The sequence below is a fragment of the Oceanobacillus timonensis genome (assembly GCF_900166635.1).
GTDB lineage: Bacteria > Bacillota > Bacilli > Bacillales > Amphibacillaceae > Oceanobacillus > Oceanobacillus timonensis.
The window spans coordinates 1,158,653-1,177,046 of sequence record NZ_LT800497.1; the positions used below are offsets into that span (position 1 = coordinate 1,158,653).

Here is an 18,394-nt window from a genome sequence, read left to right on the forward strand (position 1 = left end):
TTATGCGACGATTATCTACTGCTGGCCGTTATATTGTTTTAATCAGTTTTTTGGCCATTATTATTGCCCCTTTTTATTGGATTGTTATTACGTCTTTTAAACCGGCATCTGAACTGGGAAATTATCCTCCCAGCCTTCTTCCGGAAACTTGGACATTGGACCATTATCGGGAAGCATTAGTTGACTTTGGATTTTTAGACAACTTATTCAACAGTATGATTGTATCTGTATCTGCAACAATTGTTGTATTAATATTTTCCAGCATGGCGGCCTTTGCTATAGCAAAATTGCCATTACCGAATAAATATCCAATGATGGTAGGGTTATTGATTTTATCTATGTTCCCTCCTGTTACTGTAGCACCAGCTGTTTATATTATGTTGAATAATCTTGGTTTGTTGAACACATATACGGGACTGGTTATTCCATATATCGCTTTTAATTTGCCATTTGCTGTTTGGTTGTTACGAAATTACTTTGTGCAGATACCGACTTCGTTACTGGAAAGTGCGAGAGTCGATGGGGCTAACGTATTCACCATTTTTTATAAAATATATTTACCTTTAATTAAGCCAGGATTATTTACAGCAGCCATTTTCACTTATATTGCAACATGGATTGAATTTTTCCTGGCATTAATTATAAATTCCGATCCGTCGATGCGGACGGTTTCGGTTGGTATTGCATTGTTTAGCGGGCCATATTCCATTCCATACGGTACTATATTTGCTGGCTCAATCATTGCTATGCTTCCAATTGTTATATTAACAATTATATTTAGAAAAGGAATTATTTCCGGCTTAACCGGAGGAGCAATAAAAGGATAAATAATAGAAAGGGAGTTTTAAGATGTTAACATTAGAAGGAATTGAAAAGTTAAAGAATAATAAAAGCAGATCTATTAACCCAGAAAATCCTACTGGAGCAACTGGAGCAGGCGGAAAAGAAGGAAGTGATTTAGGGCCAAGCAGAAAAGGGAGACCGATGATCCATTTGAAGCGTGGAGAAACGGTAACATTGGCAGAAATAGATGGGCCGGGAACCATTCGTCATATTTGGATGACAGTAACAGATGCCACCGTACATGGCAGTTTTGTACTAAGGGATATTGTATTGCGGATGTACTGGGATGATGAAGAGACGCCTTCTGTTGAAGCTCCATTGGGAGATTTCTTCTGTAATGGTTTTGGAACACGCTGTGATGTTAATTCCATGCCTATTGTAGTTAATCCATCTGGAGCGATGAATTGTTATTTCCCAATGCCGTTTCGGAAAAAGGCACGTATTGTAGTAACAAATGAACATGAAGGAGATATTGATGCTTTCTTCTACACGATTAACTATACCGTGGAAGATGACATAGACGATGATACAGCATATTTTCATGCCCAATGGCGTAGAGAAAAATATACGCAGGAAGCGAAAGACTACACGGTAGTCAGTGACATTAGAGGAAAAGGGCATTATGTTGGAACCTACCTTGCATTAACTGCGCTGGAACGCTATTGGTGGGGAGAAGGAGAATTTAAATTTTATATCGATGACGATGAACAATACCCGACCATCTGCGGTACAGGTACAGAAGATTATTTTGGTGGAGCGTGGGCTTTTCATAAAAAACATGAAGACGGGATAATTCGTTCATCTACCTACAATACACCTTTTTTAGGTTATGCTTTTCAATCTACAGAGGATCATACGAGAGATAACTTCCCAAAAAAGGATAGTATTCCGACGCATGGATTCGGAAAAGATGCGTTACCAATGCATGGACTATATCGTTGGCATTTGCCGGATCCGATTCGATTTGATGAAAAGCTGACAGTGACCCTTCAGCAAATAGGTAATGACGATATCAAACTATTTGAGCGCGCAGATGATATTTCATCGGTTGCATATTGGTATCAAACAATGCCGCATCAGCCATTTCCAAAATTGCCAGGAACAAAGGAAAGAAGACCGAGATAAGGTATAAGAATAGCAGGATTAAAAAAGGAATTTCCTCGTTTATTTAAATAGAGAAAGTTCCTTTTTTAATCTTGACTGGGTTAAGTAATAAATTCTATTAATTCTAAATCAATCGTATTGCATGATTTTATATTTATTTATACAACGCTAGTGAATGGAATATAGTTTGCTTTGCCGTACTTCGTTGATTGGTCTAAATGAAATCCAGTGAAAAAATAGTTATATTTCTTCACTGGATAAAGATTACTTTTATTGCTTCAAAATAAGAAAATCATTAGCTGGCAATTCAGTATGCAGACTGTTTTCTTTCGTTTGTAGCTTTTTTTGATTCCATAAATCCAACACATCATTAGAAGAAGTGGTATCCAATGATATGTTAACTGGTTGATTTGTTGGGTTAATAAAAAAATGAATAGAAGAATCTTTGGTACTTCTCACAAAATGAAAATAATTATCTGCTCTATCTGGTTGGATAATGAACAGCTTTCCGTGTGTAAATGCTTCTTCAGAAAGCCGCAGCTGAATAAATTGTTTTATAAATTTTTTCAGCGACGTATTTTGATCTTTCTCATCCCAAACCATACATTTTCTGCACTCAGGGTCTTCTCCTCCTGTCATCCCAATTTCGTCACCATAGTACACACAAGGTGTACCAGGGAAAGAAAATAATAGTACGTATAATAGACGAACTTTTTCTATGTTGCCATCACACTCTGTAAGCACTCTTGGTGTATCATGACTATCGAGCAAATTAAAAGCTACTTCATTGCTATTTTCCGTATAAGATGAGTAGGATGTAGATAATCGATTGGCGAATTGGGTAGTATCTATCTTCTCTTTTGCAATATAGTCCAGTCCAGCCAAAGTAAATGGGTAGTTCATGACTGCATCAAACTGGTCACCTTCCAGCCATGGGAGCGCATCATGCCATATTTCTCCGAGAATATATAAATCGGGTTTAATCGATTTAACTCTCTTACGAAACGCTCTCCAGAATGAATGGTCTACCTCATTTGCCACATCCAAACGCCAGCCATCAATATCAAATTTTTCAATCCAATAAGTGGCAACGTCTAAGAAATAAGAACGGACTTCCGGGTTCTCTGTGTTTAGTTTTGGCATGGATTCAACATACCCGAACGTATCATAATTAGGTGGATAGATATCCTTTACCGGAAATTCATGCAGATGAAACCAATCTTTATATTTGGAACTTTCCTGGTTTTCCAAAACATCTTGAAAAGGTTTGAAATATAAACCACTATGATTAAATACAGCATCCAGCATTACTCGGATTCCTCTTTGGTGACAGGCATCGACAAGTTTTTTAAACGTCTCTTTATCTCCAAATTGAGGATCAATCTCCATATAATCGATAGTATCGTATTTATGATTAGAATATGCTTTAAAGATAGGAGTCAGATAAATACCATTGATTCCTAAATCTGTTAAATAATCTAAGTTTTTTAGAATGCCTTCAAAATCACCTCCAAAAAAATTATCTAAAGCAGGTGCTTCACTAGCCCAAGGCAAAACATCTTCTGGGTCGTTTTTCTTGTTTCCATTTGCAAATCGATCAGGGAAGATTTGATACCATACGGTGTCTTTCACCCAATCAGGTGTTTCAAAAATATCAATCGGATTAATAAATGGAAAGCAGAAATAATAGGATATATCATCTGTTACAATATTTGAAGAAAATCCTTTTTCTGTATAAATAAGTGTTTCTTTCACATCACTTATTTCAAAACCATATCTCAAGCGTCTTGTAGGTACGTCGAGTTCAATAAACCAATAATCAAATAAGTCATCTGAAGCAGTAATAGACATTGGCTTTTTCCTATAAGCCCATTGTTTCCTTTTCCAATCATAAGGGTCACCGTAAATCAAGCTAACTTTTTGGGCATCTTTTTTCTTGGTTTTCAAACGAATATGAAGTGTTTCCTCTTTGTAAGCGTAAGCAAAATTTCCTTTAGGTCTGTGGTATATGGCTTCTTTTAACATCGAAATCCTCCTTAAAAATAAACAACCCCTGTTTTCTCGAATAGAAAACAGGGGTTGTTGTTATGACAAAGCATTGCCCTCGAATTTAGATTAAACAAAATTACTTAATCTATTATTTGCAAAATAATATTAATAAGTCAAGAGAAAAAAATAATTTTTAATTTTAACAAAAATTGTTGATATTCCAGCTTTTATCATAAAAAAATATAAAAGTGAACAATGAAAGCCCTTGCAAAAATAATGTGAATAGATTAAAATAAATTTTAAAGTTTTGTGCAAACGTTTGCGTATGTTGTGTAGCTGAAGGTAAATAAAATATATAAAGCAAGGAAGTAGGGAACCAATTTAATAGTTTAACAAATGATTTTATTTGCTAAACTTAATATGTTTGTTCATTAGCGATGTAAATAGTGATAGAGAGAACAATTAATGCAAACGATTGCCTTAAATAGTTTAGGAGGTTGATGATGAAGAAAAAGTTATTTATGGGTATTTCTTTGATAGTGATTTTAGCTATACTGGTTTCTTGTGGTCCGAATAGGGATGAAGTAACTGAAACAGTGGTAGAGGAAGCAACAGAAGAAAACAAGCCAGATTCACTACATGTTTGGGTTGAAGATAATGAACATAATCTAGCCGCATATGAAGAGATTACTCAGAACTTTACTGAAGAAACTGGAATTGATGTAGTCATAACCCCCTTTGGGATGTTCGATCAATTAGAAGCCATGTCATTGGATGGACCGTCAGGCGGAGGACCTGATTTATTCTTTCAACCACATGATGAGACAGGAAATGTCTACCTTCAAGGGCTTGCTGCTGAATTGGATTTAACGGAAGAAGAGAAAAAGGGGTATTTGGAAGGTTCTATGGAAGCTCTTAATTACGAAGATGCGCAAATTGGCATTCCATCTTCCGTTGAAACTTACACTCTCATGTATAATACCGATCTTGTACCTGAAGTGCCTGAAACAATTGAAGAATTAGAAGCTTTGGGAGAACATCTTACCGTACCTGAAAATGATGAATATGGTTTTTTAATGGAAGCACCTGAGATGTATTTTTCATATCCTTTTTTTGAAGCTTATGGTGGGTATATTTTTGAGCAAGAAAATGAAACTAGTTATGATGTAGAAGATATTGGAATTGATAATGCTGGGTCTGTTCAAGCAGGAGAATTATTACAAAGTTGGTACGAAAATGGCTATCTTCCACGCAATCTTAATGCCGACATTCTAAATGGTCTTTTTGTTGATGGTAAAGTAGGAGCTGTTTTCTCAGGTCCATGGAATATCGAGGAATATGAAAGCGCATTAGGAGATAGTTTAGCAACAGCTCCACTTCCAGATTTAGATGGAGAACCGTTAACCTCTTTTTCCAGTGTAAAAGGATGGATGGTCAATCAATATAGTGAAAATATAGACTGGGCGAAGGAATTGGCTCTGTTTATGACTAGCGAAGAGAGTTCAGAAATTTATTTTGAGCATACGCAAGAAATCCCCGCTCGGGAAGATATAGAGATGGATAGTGACTTATATGAGGCGTTCATGGTTCAATTGGAACAATCTGAGTTTATGCCCAATATTCCAGCTGCTTCAGCTGTCTGGGATCCAATGAGAGATGCTATGATATTTATTTCAAACGGAGAGGATGTCCAAGAAGTATTAACAGAGACAAAAGAAATGATTCAAGATGAAATTGAAATTATGGGAGCAGCAGATGCTGACTAGAGGAAGGAAGTGATAGTAGTGAAAAAAGCAACCCATAATCCCAGAACAGCAACATTACTTGCTATTGTTCCTGGGCTCGGCCAAATCTATAATAAGCAATATTTAAAAGGCGTATTATTTTTTTTCATTACGTTAGCATTTATTACAGTGTTTTATGATATTTTAAACATCGGCTATTGGGGACTTGTTACACTTGGAACACTTCCTGAAGTAGACGATTCTCGAGTTTTATTAGCTCAAGGTATATTAGCCATGATTGTGACGGTATTTGCTATTCTATTCTATGTTTTGCAAATAAAGGATGCTAGAAAGATAGCAAAAATGCGTCTAGATGGTTTTACTTCACTTTCTATGCGGGAGGGCTTTAGACAATCGTGGAATAAAGGATTTCCGTATCTATTGTTAACGCCAGGATTGTTACTTTTAATTTTTACTGTTATTTTTCCACTATTGTTCATGATAGGTCTAGCTTTTACTAATTATAATTTGTTTAATGCTCCTCCAAGAAACGTATTGGATTGGGTTGGCTTTCAAAACTTTACCGATCTTATTACTGTCCCTATATGGAGAAGTACATTTTTCTCGGTTCTTTCTTGGACGGTGATTTGGACATTAGTCGCAACGACGCTTCAAATTGCATTAGCGATGCTTCTCGCAGTAATTGTTAATGACAAACGAATTAAATACAAGCGGTTCATTCGAACGATCTTAATTCTTCCATGGGCTGTTCCATCATTTGTGACTATCTTGATTTTTGCGGCAATGTTTAATGATGGGTTCGGTACTATCAATCGAGATATCCTGGAGCCTTTATTTAGTTCAGGAATTCCTTGGTTATCAGATCCATTTTGGACAAGAATTGCATTGATTATGATACAAACGTGGTTAGGTTTTCCTTTTGTATTTGCTCTTTTTACTGGGATTTTGCAAAGTGTTTCTTCAGACTGGTATGAGGCTGCCGATATGGATGGTGCTAATCGTATCCAAAAGTTTCGTTTTATTACACTTCCACATGTTCTCTTTGCGACAGCACCACTGTTAATTATGCAATACGCAGGGAACTTTAATAACTTTAACATTATTTATCTATTTAATGAAGGAGGTCCGCCGGTACGGGGACAAAATGCAGGGGGAACAGATATTTTAATTTCATGGATATATGGATTGGCATTTGAGAATTCTCAATATAGCATGGCTGCTGCTGTCTCTATTATTATTGGGTTAATAGTCGCTGCATTTGCTATATTCCAGTTCCGTCAAAGCAGATCCTTTAAAGAGGGGGATGATTCTTAATGAATCCAAAAACAAAATCGAAAATTGAAGTATTTTTCATGTATTTGTTTCTTGCACTTATGTTCATTGTTATTGTATATCCATTACTATGGACATTAGCTTTTTCATTCAATTCAGGAACCAACCTTTATGGGGCAAGTATTATTCCAGAAAGCTGGTCTTTGGCACACTATAAATGGTTGTTCTTTGACCCGCAAAGTAACTATGTCCAATGGTATATCAATACCTTAATTATTGCATTTTCCACATCAATAGCGGCAACAGCGACAGTTGGATTGACAGCATATGCTTTCTCAAGGTACCGATTTGTGGGGAAGAAGAATGGATTATATTTATTCTTAGTTCTTCAACTATTTCCTGTGTTAATGGCCATGGTTGCTATTTATATACTGCTGAATACGGTAGGTTTGCTTGACTCCTTATTCGGTCTAATTTTAGTTTACGTGGGGACATCAATTCCGATGAATGCTTTTCTAGTAAAAGGGTATTTAGATACAATTCCAAAAGAACTTGATGAATCGGCAAAATTAGACGGCGCAGGTCATTTCCGTATTTTATTTCAGATTGTTTTGCCGTTAGCTAAGCCAATTTTGGCTGTTGTTGCGTTGTTTAACTTTATGACCCCTTTCATGGATTTTATCTTGCCAAGAATTCTCTTGAGAAGTCCAGAAAATTATACATTGGCGCTTGGTTTATTTAATTTTGTTAGTGATCAATTTGCTAATAATTTCACTCGGTTTGCTGCTGGTGCAGTCTTAATTGCATTACCGATTGCTGCAGTTTTCTTATATTTGCAGCGCTACCTTATTTCAGGTTTATCATCTGGGGCAACGAAAGGGTAGAGAGATATGAAAGGTTACTCGAGTTTGTGAATAATGTAAAAATTGTTGTATATTTGAGAAGGTATGAAAGAATTTTCTGACAAATTATGGTGGTACAATGAATACGTAAAGTGGTAAGAGAAAAGACATATGAAAAAGATGAGGTGGAAAGAAGTTTTATGTTATTAAGCGTAGTCTATTAATTTTTGATTCCAATGGACATAATATTAGTGATTAACAAAGGATTATCGCAAGGCTTGAATATTTAAAGCAACTAAGGATTACTATTTGCTGAATAATAATGTCTGTAATATCTACTATTATAAATGTATCAATCCAATATGACATGTAGTTAATCATTGATCTTGTTATTAAATCATATGTTGAATTAACATTTTTGACTGGTTGAACCAAGAAAATCTCACACAAGTAAAACGAATTTTGATAATCGAAGAGATTACAAATAGAAAGTATTTGACTCGTGTAATTGATCTTCGATATTTGGCAGACAGCATTAGAATTAAGTTAGAGAGAGAAGGTAATATTATTAACACTTTTTTAGTGAAATAGTCTGTTATAAACTAGAAAAGTAAAGATATGCGTGATATTCTCTATGAAATGATGCTTGAGTGATTGGATAAAGGAGTTTAGGTTTTTGTGTTTACTTGATTAGCATAAAAAATAAATGGGCTTTCATATTTAACAAAACTTAGAAATGCTTGTTATTATGAAGTCAGTTGAAAATCACATGCATTGTTTAGAATTTTATTGATTTTATAAGAAATGAAAAAAGAAGTTTTAGATTATTAAAACACCGTGATTGTCTTAAGAAGAAATGGGTTAATATTAATTTACATGTCATTTTTTCTTGAGATGTTTTTCACTAATATTTTAATCGCTATCATTACTGTATACTTGATTCAGTTAATGCGTTATTATTTGTTCCACTTGCGATTATTATAAAGGGGAGGAGGTTCAAGAATGACAGTAACTATTAAAGATGTAGCAAAAAGAGCAAATGTATCTCCTTCTACTGTTTCACGTGTTATATCAGATAGTGATAAAATTAGTGTGGAGACAAAGAAAAGAGTTAGGAATGCAATGGAGGAGTTAGGTTATCATATTAATTTAAATGCTAGAGTACTAGTACAACAATCCACCAAAACGATTGGAGTTGTTTTAAAACATTCTCTAAGCCAGTCTTGGAATTGGATTAATCCGTTTACTCCAGAGGCACAGCAAGGTATTAGCTCTCATTGCCATCAACATCAATATAGCTTATCCATAACAACTGGTAGTTCTGAGGATGAAATCTATGATGAGGTAGTAAAAATGGTTCAGGGTAAAAGAGTTGATGGAGTTATCGTACTTTATTCAAAAATTGAGGATAAAGTAGTACCATTCTTAATTGAAAATAATATCCCATTTACCGTTGTTGGAAAACCAATGCAAAGAAGAAATGAAATAATGTATGTTGATAATGATAATATAAACGCAGGAGAGCAAGCTACTAACTTTTTAATAAATCATAATCATAAGTTTATAGGGTTTATTGGAGAAGATCCGGACTTTCAAGTAATAAGAGACAGGGTAAATGGTTATTTAAAGGCAGTTGAAGATAACAAACTCCCTGTTGATGGAAGTTATATTGAGTATATTAAAATCCCTGAAGATACAGATTATAAAGTAAAAAAGTTATTAAATAAGAAAAACCCGCCAACCGCTTTAGTTATTTCCCATGATATACAGGGGATGTTAGTTTTAAAAGCTTTAAAAAAATATGGATTGAGCGTTCCGGAAGATATAAGTTTAATAACGTTTAATAGAACTATTTTAACTGAGTTCGCTATTCCTAGTTTAACAACTATAGATACAGAAGCATTTCAACTGGGCTATGAAGCTTCAAGAGGAGTAATTGAACTGATTAATAATCCAAATGCCTTCAAACGGAGCGTGATTATTCCAACAAAAATTGAATCTAGAGAATCTCACAAAAGGTTAGTGAAAGATAATAATTATTTTTCTAACGATGCAGTAATAGAAAAAGAGAAATAAGATAAGGAGAATGCCTAATGAATATCACAGTATGGAACGAAAACCGTCACGAAAAAACAAATGAAACCGTTGCCTCTATTTATCCAAATGGAATCCACGGAGCAATTGCCGACTTTTTATCAGAAGCAGGACACGACGTAACCACAGCTACATTAGATGAACCGGAACATGGTCTTAATGAAGAACGTTTAGAAGACACAGACGTCCTGATCTGGTGGGGACATAAGGCACACGACGAAGTACAGGATGATATAGTAGAGCGTGTAAAAAAGCGTGTGTGGGACGGCATGGGATTAATTGTACTTCATTCCGGCCATTTCTCCAAAATATTTCAAACGCTCATGGGCACAGGCTGCGATTTAAAATGGCGCGAATCCGATGATACCGAACGTGTCTGGAATGTCGACCCATCGCATCCGATTGCCAAAGGAATCGGCGAGTATTTTGAAATTGAAAAAGAAGAAATGTACGGAGAGCATTTTGATATTCCAGCACCAGATGAGCTCATTTTTGTAAGCTGGTTTACCGGTGGAGAAGTGTTCCGCAGCGGGGCGACGTTTAAACGTGGCAGAGGGAAGATATTCTATTTCCGTCCCGGGCATGAAACGTATCCGACGTATCATCAGGCTGAAGTCCAACAAGTGATTAAAAATGCTGTTGAGTGGGCGAAAAATCAAGATACGCCACAACATACGTATGGGAACTATCAGCCGATTGAAAAATAAAACAAGATAGAGAGAAAGGAAGAGGGAAAATGAGTGTAAAAATAGCAGTTATCGGATGTGGCAGTATTGCAAAACATCGTCATCTGCCAGAATATGCAGCAAATAAACATGTAGAAATCGCAGCAGTTTGCGATATTGTCCAGGAAAGGGCAGAAGAAGCGGCAGCAACTTATCAGGCAAAAGCGTATACGGATTATAAGACATTGTTAAAAGACGAAAACGTAGATGCAGTCAGTATTTGTCTGCCAAACTACTTACATGCGCCTGTCAGTGTCGATGCACTAAATGCCGGAAAACATGTACTTTGTGAAAAGCCAATGGCAACCTCTACAGAAGAAGCAGACCAAATGATAGAAGCGGCGAAACAGAGTGGAAAGAAATTAATGATTGGGCATAATCAACGTTTTGTTCCGTCGCACCAAAAAGCGAGAGAGCTGATTGCCTCTGGAGCAATTGGAAAGATTTACAGCTTCCGTACAACATTCGGACATGGTGGTCCGGAAGGGTGGAGCGCAGATGGCAAAGAAAGCTGGTTCTTTAAAAAAGATGAAGCTTTCATTGGTGCCATGGGTGATTTAGGTATACATAAGGCGGATTTAATCCGTTATGTATTACAGGATGAGATGGTGGAAGTCGGGGCATTTGTAGAAACAAGTGCGAAAGCGGATACGGACGTCGATGATAATGCATCGCTTATCTTAAAATCAGCGAACGGCATTATCGGCACTTTGGCGGCAAGTTGGGCTTATACAGCAAACGAAGATAATTCCACGGTGATTTACGGAGAGAAAGCAATATTGCGGTTGGAAGATGACCCGACCTATTCGCTGGTAGCTCAGTATGCGAGTGGCGAAACTGTCAAATACGAACTTGGCGGTATTCAATCCAATGATGAAGGCGGTCAGACTACAACACATGTGATTGATCATTTTATCGAGTCCATTCAAAATAACACCACGCCTCTTATTGATGGAGAAGAAGGCAAGAAATCGCTCGTTATTATTTTAGGAGCTTTAGAATCAGTAGAAACGAAAAGAATTTATTCATTGGAGAAGTGACGGAACATGAAAAGGTTGAAAATGGGGCTTATAGGTGCAGGGGGAATTGCGGAGAGCCGCCATATCCCCGCTTACCAAGCACTGAGTGAACAGGTGGAAATCACAGCAGTACAAGATGTGAATCTTGTTCGTGCCAAAGAAGTAGCAGAAAAATATGCGATTCCGAATGTGTTTGAGGATTATTTGAAAATGTTTCAACATGTAGATGCGGTAACCATCTGCACACCAAATAAATTTCATGAACCGATAGCGGTTGCCGCTCTGAATCAAGGTGTTCATGTTTTATGCGAGAAACCGATGGCAATGAATGCAGATGAAGGAAAGCGGATGCTAGAAGCAGCGGAAGCAAATAACAAAATTTTAATGATTGGCTATCATTATCGTTTTGTTGATTCTGTCATGCTGGCAAAAGAAGCGATGCTGGAAGTAGGAGCGCCTATTGTTACGCGGGTGCAAGCCTTGCGTCAGAGGAAAGTTCCCGGCTGGGGCGTGTTTATCAACAAACAGCTTCAAGGCGGCGGAAGCTTGATTGACTGGGGATGTCATTTACTTGATACGGCTTTCTGGCTTGTGGCGCCTTCCAAACCAATCGAAGTTAATGCACAGACTTATCAGCGCTTAAGTAAGCAGCCAAATCAGGTCAACGATTGGGGAAGTTATGATCATGAAGCAGTAGATGTGGATGATCATGTGAGTGCCTATATCCGGTTCGATGATGGGAGCACGTTGTTATTTGAATGTTCCTGGGCCGCAAATATTAAAGCGGATAAAACCCATGTATCGATATCTGGTGAAGACGGAGGAATAAACGTGTTCCCTTATGAATTCTATCAGCCGAAATATCATAGAATGATGGAGACAAAGACAGATACAACAGAAAATCAACAGGAAGCGGCGCTTTTACAAGCACAACATTTTATTGATGTATGCTCAGGAAAAGAAACATTAAAAAACAGTCCAGAGGATGCGTTGTTGGTCACGAAAGTCATCGATGCTATTTATGAAAGCAGTGAGCAGGGAAAAAGTATCTTAATTAACTAAAGGGAGGCATAAAAAATGAAATTAGGTGTATTTACGGTTTTATTTGCAGAGAAGAAGCTGGAAGACATGCTGGATTATGTGAAAGATGCCGGATTGGATGCGGTGGAAATAGGGACAGGAGGCAACCCTGGAACGGCGCATTGTCAACTGGATGAGCTGTTGGAAAACAGTGATAAACGAAAAGAATTTAAAGACAAGATTGAATCACGCGGACTAACCATCAGCGCATTCAGCTGTCATGATAATCCTGTTTCACCAAACAAGGCCCATGCAAAAGCGAGCCATGACACGTTTGTGAAAACGGTACGTTTAGCAGAGATGCTGGATGTTCCGGTTGTTAATACATTTTCCGGAACGCCGGGATCCAATGAAGATTCGAAATATCCGAATTGGCCAGTAACTCCTTGGCCGACAGAATACTCTGATATTTTGAAATGGCAATGGGAAGAAAAGTTGATTCCGTATTGGAAAGAGCAGGGACAATTTGCTGAAGATCATGGTGTCAAAGTAGGGTTGGAGCTGCATGCCGGTTTTCTGGTTCATACACCTTATACCATGCTGAAGCTTCGGGAAGCAACGAATAATGCAATTGGTGCCAACCTGGACCCGAGTCATTTATGGTGGCAGGGAATCGATCCGGTAGCGGCCATCAAGATTCTGGGCAAAGCGAATGCGATTCATCATTTTCATGCCAAAGATACGTACATTGACCAAGACAATGTGAACATGTATGGCTTAACCGACATGCAGCCGTATGGAGAAGTGCAGACGCGGGCCTGGAGCTTCCGTTCGGTAGGATATGGGCATAGTATTCAGGAGTGGTCCAATATGGTCAGTGCGCTTCGGACATATGGCTATGATTATGTGATCAGTATCGAACATGAAGACCCAATCATGTCGATTGAAGAAGGTTTTCATAAAGCAGTACAAAATTTAAAACAGGTGAATATCACAGAGCCTCCAGCTTCGATGTGGTGGGCTTAGAGTAAAGGGAACGAAAGTATATAATTTTTGGCTCTACCGCAGTATTTCAAACTATATTATTTTAAAAGACTAAAAAAGTAAATTTATCTGTATAAGATGTTGGAGATAGTAGCTTTTCAGAGATAAGAACCTTATTCTTCTCCTATATTTACCTTAGAGGGTTTCAGTGAATTAGTGCGGTTAGAGCTTGCTATGTATGGTATAGATGTCATTTTAGTGGAGCTAGGTGCATATCAGATAGATTTTTGGGCGAAGGGATTTATCCATATAGAGCATACAAGCCGGATAAATTCTCTTTACCAGCAACCAATGAAATAAGTATTGTCATTTGGTCAGGAATTGACGCAACATGCAGGTCAGCCGATTGATGTGGCAAAAAACAGTACAAATTACAGCAAAACGTAAGCCTCGACTGCGTTATGCAATGGCTAGAGGATCGATACTAGCCATTGTGTTAAAAGTTTTGGTTCATTGGAAACTATTTGAAGCAATTATTGTTCATCAATTAAGTAAAAAGTAAAGAGAAATATAAAACTTCATTTAAGAATAACAGGATAATTAGGTAAGTTATATAGGGATTAAGTATAGAAAAAGAAGAAAAAACAATGAATAGCAACTTAATTGTAAGAAAAGTAGATGAATTAGGCAGATAGAGTAGTTATTCCAAAAAAACTGCGAATACGCTTGATATCAAGATAAAAGATTCAATGGAAATCTTCGTAGATGATGAAAGAATTGTGTTACAAAAATATACACCAGTGACAGCGTGTATGGTGACGAGAGAAGTAGATATAGATTACCTTACCTTTGCTGATGGATAGAGTAAATTAACACTTAGTCGAGAAACGGCTTAGGAAATTTTGCAGGAAATAAAGCAGAAACAAGGACTGCGAAAATGCCGGTGATTTTTCTTTAACGAGTTCAAGTTCCTTTAATTAATCTATTAATTTAGGTTTAGAAGGTGATTCTATTCAGGTGTTCTCCTGTGCAGGAGATACCATACTAGATTCAGGCGACCGCTATTATTTAGAATTGTCAGTAGAAATTCATAAAATTTATATCAGTCGTTCAAGCTATGCTCTGTATAGAGAACCAAAAGAAGAATATTATGAACAAACTATTAAATTATAATATCTTGAATATTATGAGAAACGGATTGTTTCGAGTGATAATGAAAGAAATAGATTTGGTGTTAAAGATCCGATGAACGTTGATGATGTAGTAGAAACAGATTTTTTAAAGTGTAGCAGTTGAAAACAATAGGATAGCAAACATAATTAAAACCCGAATCTAACCAGTGAAGTTAACATTCGGGTTTTTATTTTTTGATAGGATACTTCCCCACTGGTAGAAGTATCACTGCATGTTCAAGTTTACTTTTTAAAGGGACATATTACATATAAATATCTATCCGGTTGGTTTGGCTATCTGTTAATAATGCTGCTACATCTTCTTTATCTAATTGGAATCCGCCCATGCGGTAAGGGTTATTTAATGTGACTGTCTGGATGTCTTGGCCATTTACCACTACCTTGCGTTCTACTTCGGTCTGATGATAAACGAAGGTGACTGGTTTGTTCAGACAGTGGAAATCAAACTGAAGACCATTTAGTTCAGCTTCAAGTACAGGATCAATAATGATATGATCTTGTACTTCTCGAATTCCTAGAGCATTAGAAATAAGTTGGTTCATATAGATTCCGGGACCGCTGGAGTAGATACGCCAGCCCCCTTTTACAGTTGCCTTTCCTGTACGAAGTTTCTCAAACTCTTTGGCTGCTTGGTAGCGTGTAGCAAATTTACCGTCGGAACTACTAAAATAGGCATTGCTTTGACGAAGCTCGGCATTAGCTACAACATCTTTGATACCGACTGGATTAATGACAGCTAACCCTTGCCATACTTCATTTGGTTTCCCCAATTTGGCCATGGCTTCAATGAAACGAATATGGGCATGTACATATTGAAGGCCGATTTCACGCCCGAAGTTACTTGCTTGTTCAGCACGTTTGAAATGAGTGCTAACACCTCCATTGTATGGAGCTGGTTGGCTCATAAGACGTACGCCATCTGGGAAATACAGCTTATTTCTAATTAATTGATAATGATCTTCTGCTTGCTCCTTCGTGAATAACTCACTAATAATCGCACGTTGCATCGGTAATAAGCGATATTGTATGCCCGTGCGTTGATCAGAAGGGTGCAGTATTTTTTCGGCATGGGCAGTATCTTCCATGTAAATAAATCCAGGCATTACTTTGTCGTCTAACATATACGTTTTGACATCTTGTTGGATGGATTGAGCTAATTTTTCCCATTTTGCAGTTTGTGTATAGCCGTGTTTTTTACTGATTTTGGCCATTTTGGTTAATGATTGATACAGTAATGCGGTTGTCCATGAACTAACCATATTTGTTTTGAATGCTGGGTTAGCAGGCTGTAATGTATCATCCCAATCTCCGTCATCATAAGCAGGCAGATAGGTGCCGTGCAAAAAGTTTTGTTCCATATATTCTATTTGTTTTTCAATATGATGCCACAAAGAATATTGCTCTGTGGTGAAATGTTTTTCCGTGTGATCCATATAAGCGAGCTTTTCTTCTAATATAGAAGTATCCCCGGTAGCTTCTAAATAGTCACCAATTACTTTCAATGGCCAAACAATTACGTCTCCGTGGCTTTCTTCCTGTTGAGTAGAGGTATATTGATCAAACATAAACCATTGCGGCCAATTACCTTTATCTTGATATTGGTGAGAGTACACGCTTTGAATAATATCTCTCACGATTTGATAGTTCCCTGTTGACATAAAATATTCAAGAGGCCCTTGATTTACATCTCTCGTTCCCCAGGCAGCTCCGCCATATTGTTCTAAACCGTGAGGATTAGAGAAATGAACCAGCATATTGTGCGTATACCACCAGGCAAGTGTATTCAGTTTCTCCATCGCAGGTTGTTTGGAACCGTCAATCTCTAAATGGAACCCTCTTAATAACTGTTGGTAAAATTTGCGGTATCGTTCCGTTTCTTGTGCGAAATCCATTACTTTTAATGATGATACAGGCTTTCGTACATCTCCTTGAATCGTTACCGTAAATTGACTAGTAGCAGTTAATTCAGCAACTAAAAGAGAGGCTTCCTTTGATTGGACGTTTGACACTAGTAATCGTTCATCCTGAAACGTCACGTCACTTCCGGTAATCATTAATTGAAAATGTAGATCAGGGTACACTGATTCGTCCTTCTGTTTTTTTTCAAAATAGGCAAAAGAATCTTCTGTTTGCATAGTAGAAAGAAATGGTTCTGTGATTTGTTGTGTCAGAATGTAAGGATATGCTTTGCCTGATTTCGATTCTACTTGAAGCTGGACTTGTTTTTGGTCTAACATAGTAAAATTAGTAACGATAATCAGATCTTCTGCTGTTTTGTAATACCAACGTGTATAATTAAAGCCAATTTCAAATAAAGAAGGCATGGTTAATAGTTGGTATTGTTCGTTTAGCTTGATATAGAGACGCTGCCCGGCAGTTTTTAAACGGTTAAGCGGATTACGAGAATTAGTCATCCACTTATTGAATTCGACATTGCCGGCTGATACCTGAGAATTGAATATTCCATACATATAAGAAGTGGACGTAAAGACATCGTCTCGAACTTTTTCATTATTTCCGTTTAATAAGATATGTCCATGCGGACGTTCAAGTAATTGTTCTTTTTCTTTTAACACAACATGTTCATACGTATTCGTGAAAAAGGATAACAACTGACCATCCTGATATTCTTCTAATTTTCGTTCAGGGAAATAGTCAGTTATTTCCTTGGCTGTCATAGAATCGGCCTGAAGTGGTTCTGCAAACGCATCAGACCATGTTAACGTTGGTTTGGTCTCATAGTTTGTTTCCTGTTTACTCATTTCTTGCCAAGCTAGTTGTATTTCATCAACAAACTCTTGTTGAGTCACCGCTTCTGGATGATTCGGCTGGAAATGTCCATAGAATACAAATTGTTGTTCGCCATTCAACAGAAAGGTTTCAGATTGAAGTGCGGTATATGCAAATTCGTACTGATAAATTTGATTTGCTATTTGCTGCTGTGTTAATGCCTCTGGCTGATTGGTAGTTTTATAAGATAAACCAAAAAATTGAAAGCCATCCGTAGAGTAGCCAATAGTTTTACCTAATGCGCCTTGTTGTAAGTAAGGATGCTGACCTGCTTGCGGTTGGTTTTGTCTAGCGCTTATTACATGCCCTTGCTGAGGGTTCGTGAAAACCTGGTAATCAATGTATTGAGAAACGTATGCCTCATTCGCTTGAACAGCTCCTTGATTAGCTAACCCCAAATCTTGCCCATAGATGAGATCAGCTTGCTTCGTTTCCCCGGTTAAATTTACTTCCCAGAACCAAGTAGACTGGTGCAAGTGAAAAATCACCTCATAATCAACGTGTGCAACATTTCCTGTCCACTTTGCCTTGTTTACTCCTATTGAAAAAGTGCTGTTGGAATGTACGCCTAATAAAGGTGTGGCAGAAATATTACCGTCTTCTTCAAATATACGTAGATATATATTCTGTAAGGAACCGTCTAGGCTGTTCGATAAAATTTGATTAATGAGAATATCTCCGTGTTGAATACGATATATATCACCACTATTTAAAAAGGAAATAGTTAATCTATTGGATGTAAACGAATGTATAAATTGTTCTGTCATTGTTGTC

General features: G+C 37.2%; 13 protein-coding genes. 11 read left to right on the forward strand and 2 right to left on the reverse strand.

Annotated features, from left to right (window positions below; all coding sequences use genetic code 11):
• Window positions 1-2: 2 nt before the first annotated feature.
• Together B7E05_RS05610 and B7E05_RS05615 are read left to right on the forward strand one after the other, a co-directional pair.
• Window positions 3-827 carry a carbohydrate ABC transporter permease gene (locus tag B7E05_RS05610; RefSeq protein WP_080873188.1) on the forward strand — a complete coding sequence of 275 codons (825 nt, stop codon included), beginning with the start codon at window positions 3-5 and terminating at the stop codon, window positions 825-827.
• Between the two features lie 22 nt (window positions 828-849).
• Window positions 850-1,968 (forward strand): glycoside hydrolase family 172 protein, encoded by a 1,119-nt coding sequence (locus B7E05_RS05615; protein ID WP_080873191.1) that lies wholly within the window; start codon window positions 850-852, stop codon window positions 1,966-1,968.
• 249 nt (window positions 1,969-2,217) lie between these two features.
• Here the strand turns inward: B7E05_RS05615 and B7E05_RS05620 are convergent, their stop codons facing one another.
• On the reverse strand, window positions 2,218-3,972 hold the full coding sequence (locus B7E05_RS05620) for a glycoside hydrolase family 13 protein (RefSeq protein ID WP_080873193.1): 1,755 nt from the start codon (window positions 3,970-3,972) through the stop codon (window positions 2,218-2,220).
• A gap of 467 nt (window positions 3,973-4,439) precedes the next feature.
• On the opposite strand from B7E05_RS05620, the gene B7E05_RS05625 reads away from it, so the two are divergent.
• The 9 genes from B7E05_RS05625 (at window position 4,440) to B7E05_RS22065 (ending at window position 14,199) form a co-directional block, all read left to right on the forward strand.
• Complete coding sequence (locus tag B7E05_RS05625) at window positions 4,440-5,702, forward strand: sugar ABC transporter substrate-binding protein (RefSeq protein ID WP_080873195.1); 1,263 nt, start codon at window positions 4,440-4,442, stop codon at window positions 5,700-5,702.
• 18 nt (window positions 5,703-5,720) lie between these two features.
• A complete protein-coding gene (locus B7E05_RS05630; RefSeq protein ID WP_245832982.1) occupies window positions 5,721-6,995 on the forward strand; it encodes a sugar ABC transporter permease in 1,275 nt (424 codons plus the stop codon).
• Entirely contained in the window at window positions 6,995-7,837 is an 843-nt protein-coding gene (locus B7E05_RS05635) for a sugar ABC transporter permease (protein WP_080873197.1), read from the forward strand. Before B7E05_RS05630 ends, B7E05_RS05635 begins: the two co-directional genes overlap by 1 nt.
• Before the next feature lie 960 nt (window positions 7,838-8,797).
• A complete protein-coding gene (locus B7E05_RS05640) occupies window positions 8,798-9,871 on the forward strand; it encodes a LacI family DNA-binding transcriptional regulator (protein WP_080873199.1) in 1,074 nt (357 codons plus the stop codon).
• 17 nt (window positions 9,872-9,888) lie between these two features.
• Window positions 9,889-10,596 (forward strand): ThuA domain-containing protein, encoded by a 708-nt coding sequence (locus B7E05_RS05645; RefSeq protein WP_080873202.1) that lies wholly within the window; start codon window positions 9,889-9,891, stop codon window positions 10,594-10,596.
• A gap of 29 nt (window positions 10,597-10,625) precedes the next feature.
• Window positions 10,626-11,654, forward strand: a complete 1,029-nt coding sequence (locus B7E05_RS05650; RefSeq protein WP_080873204.1) for a Gfo/Idh/MocA family protein — start codon at window positions 10,626-10,628, stop codon at window positions 11,652-11,654.
• A gap of 6 nt (window positions 11,655-11,660) precedes the next feature.
• Window positions 11,661-12,695, forward strand: a complete 1,035-nt coding sequence (locus tag B7E05_RS05655) for a Gfo/Idh/MocA family protein (protein WP_080873205.1) — start codon at window positions 11,661-11,663, stop codon at window positions 12,693-12,695.
• A gap of 15 nt (window positions 12,696-12,710) precedes the next feature.
• Complete coding sequence (locus B7E05_RS05660; RefSeq protein ID WP_080873206.1) at window positions 12,711-13,679, forward strand: sugar phosphate isomerase/epimerase family protein; 969 nt, start codon at window positions 12,711-12,713, stop codon at window positions 13,677-13,679.
• A gap of 349 nt (window positions 13,680-14,028) precedes the next feature.
• Complete coding sequence (locus B7E05_RS22065; protein ID WP_179134474.1) at window positions 14,029-14,199, forward strand: hypothetical protein; 171 nt, start codon at window positions 14,029-14,031, stop codon at window positions 14,197-14,199.
• Window positions 14,200-15,072: 873 nt separating this feature from the next.
• On the opposite strand, the gene B7E05_RS05670 is transcribed toward B7E05_RS22065, so the two are convergent.
• On the reverse strand, window positions 15,073-18,387 hold the full coding sequence (locus B7E05_RS05670; RefSeq protein WP_080873208.1) for a GH36-type glycosyl hydrolase domain-containing protein: 3,315 nt from the start codon (window positions 18,385-18,387) through the stop codon (window positions 15,073-15,075).
• Window positions 18,388-18,394 lie beyond the last annotated feature (7 nt).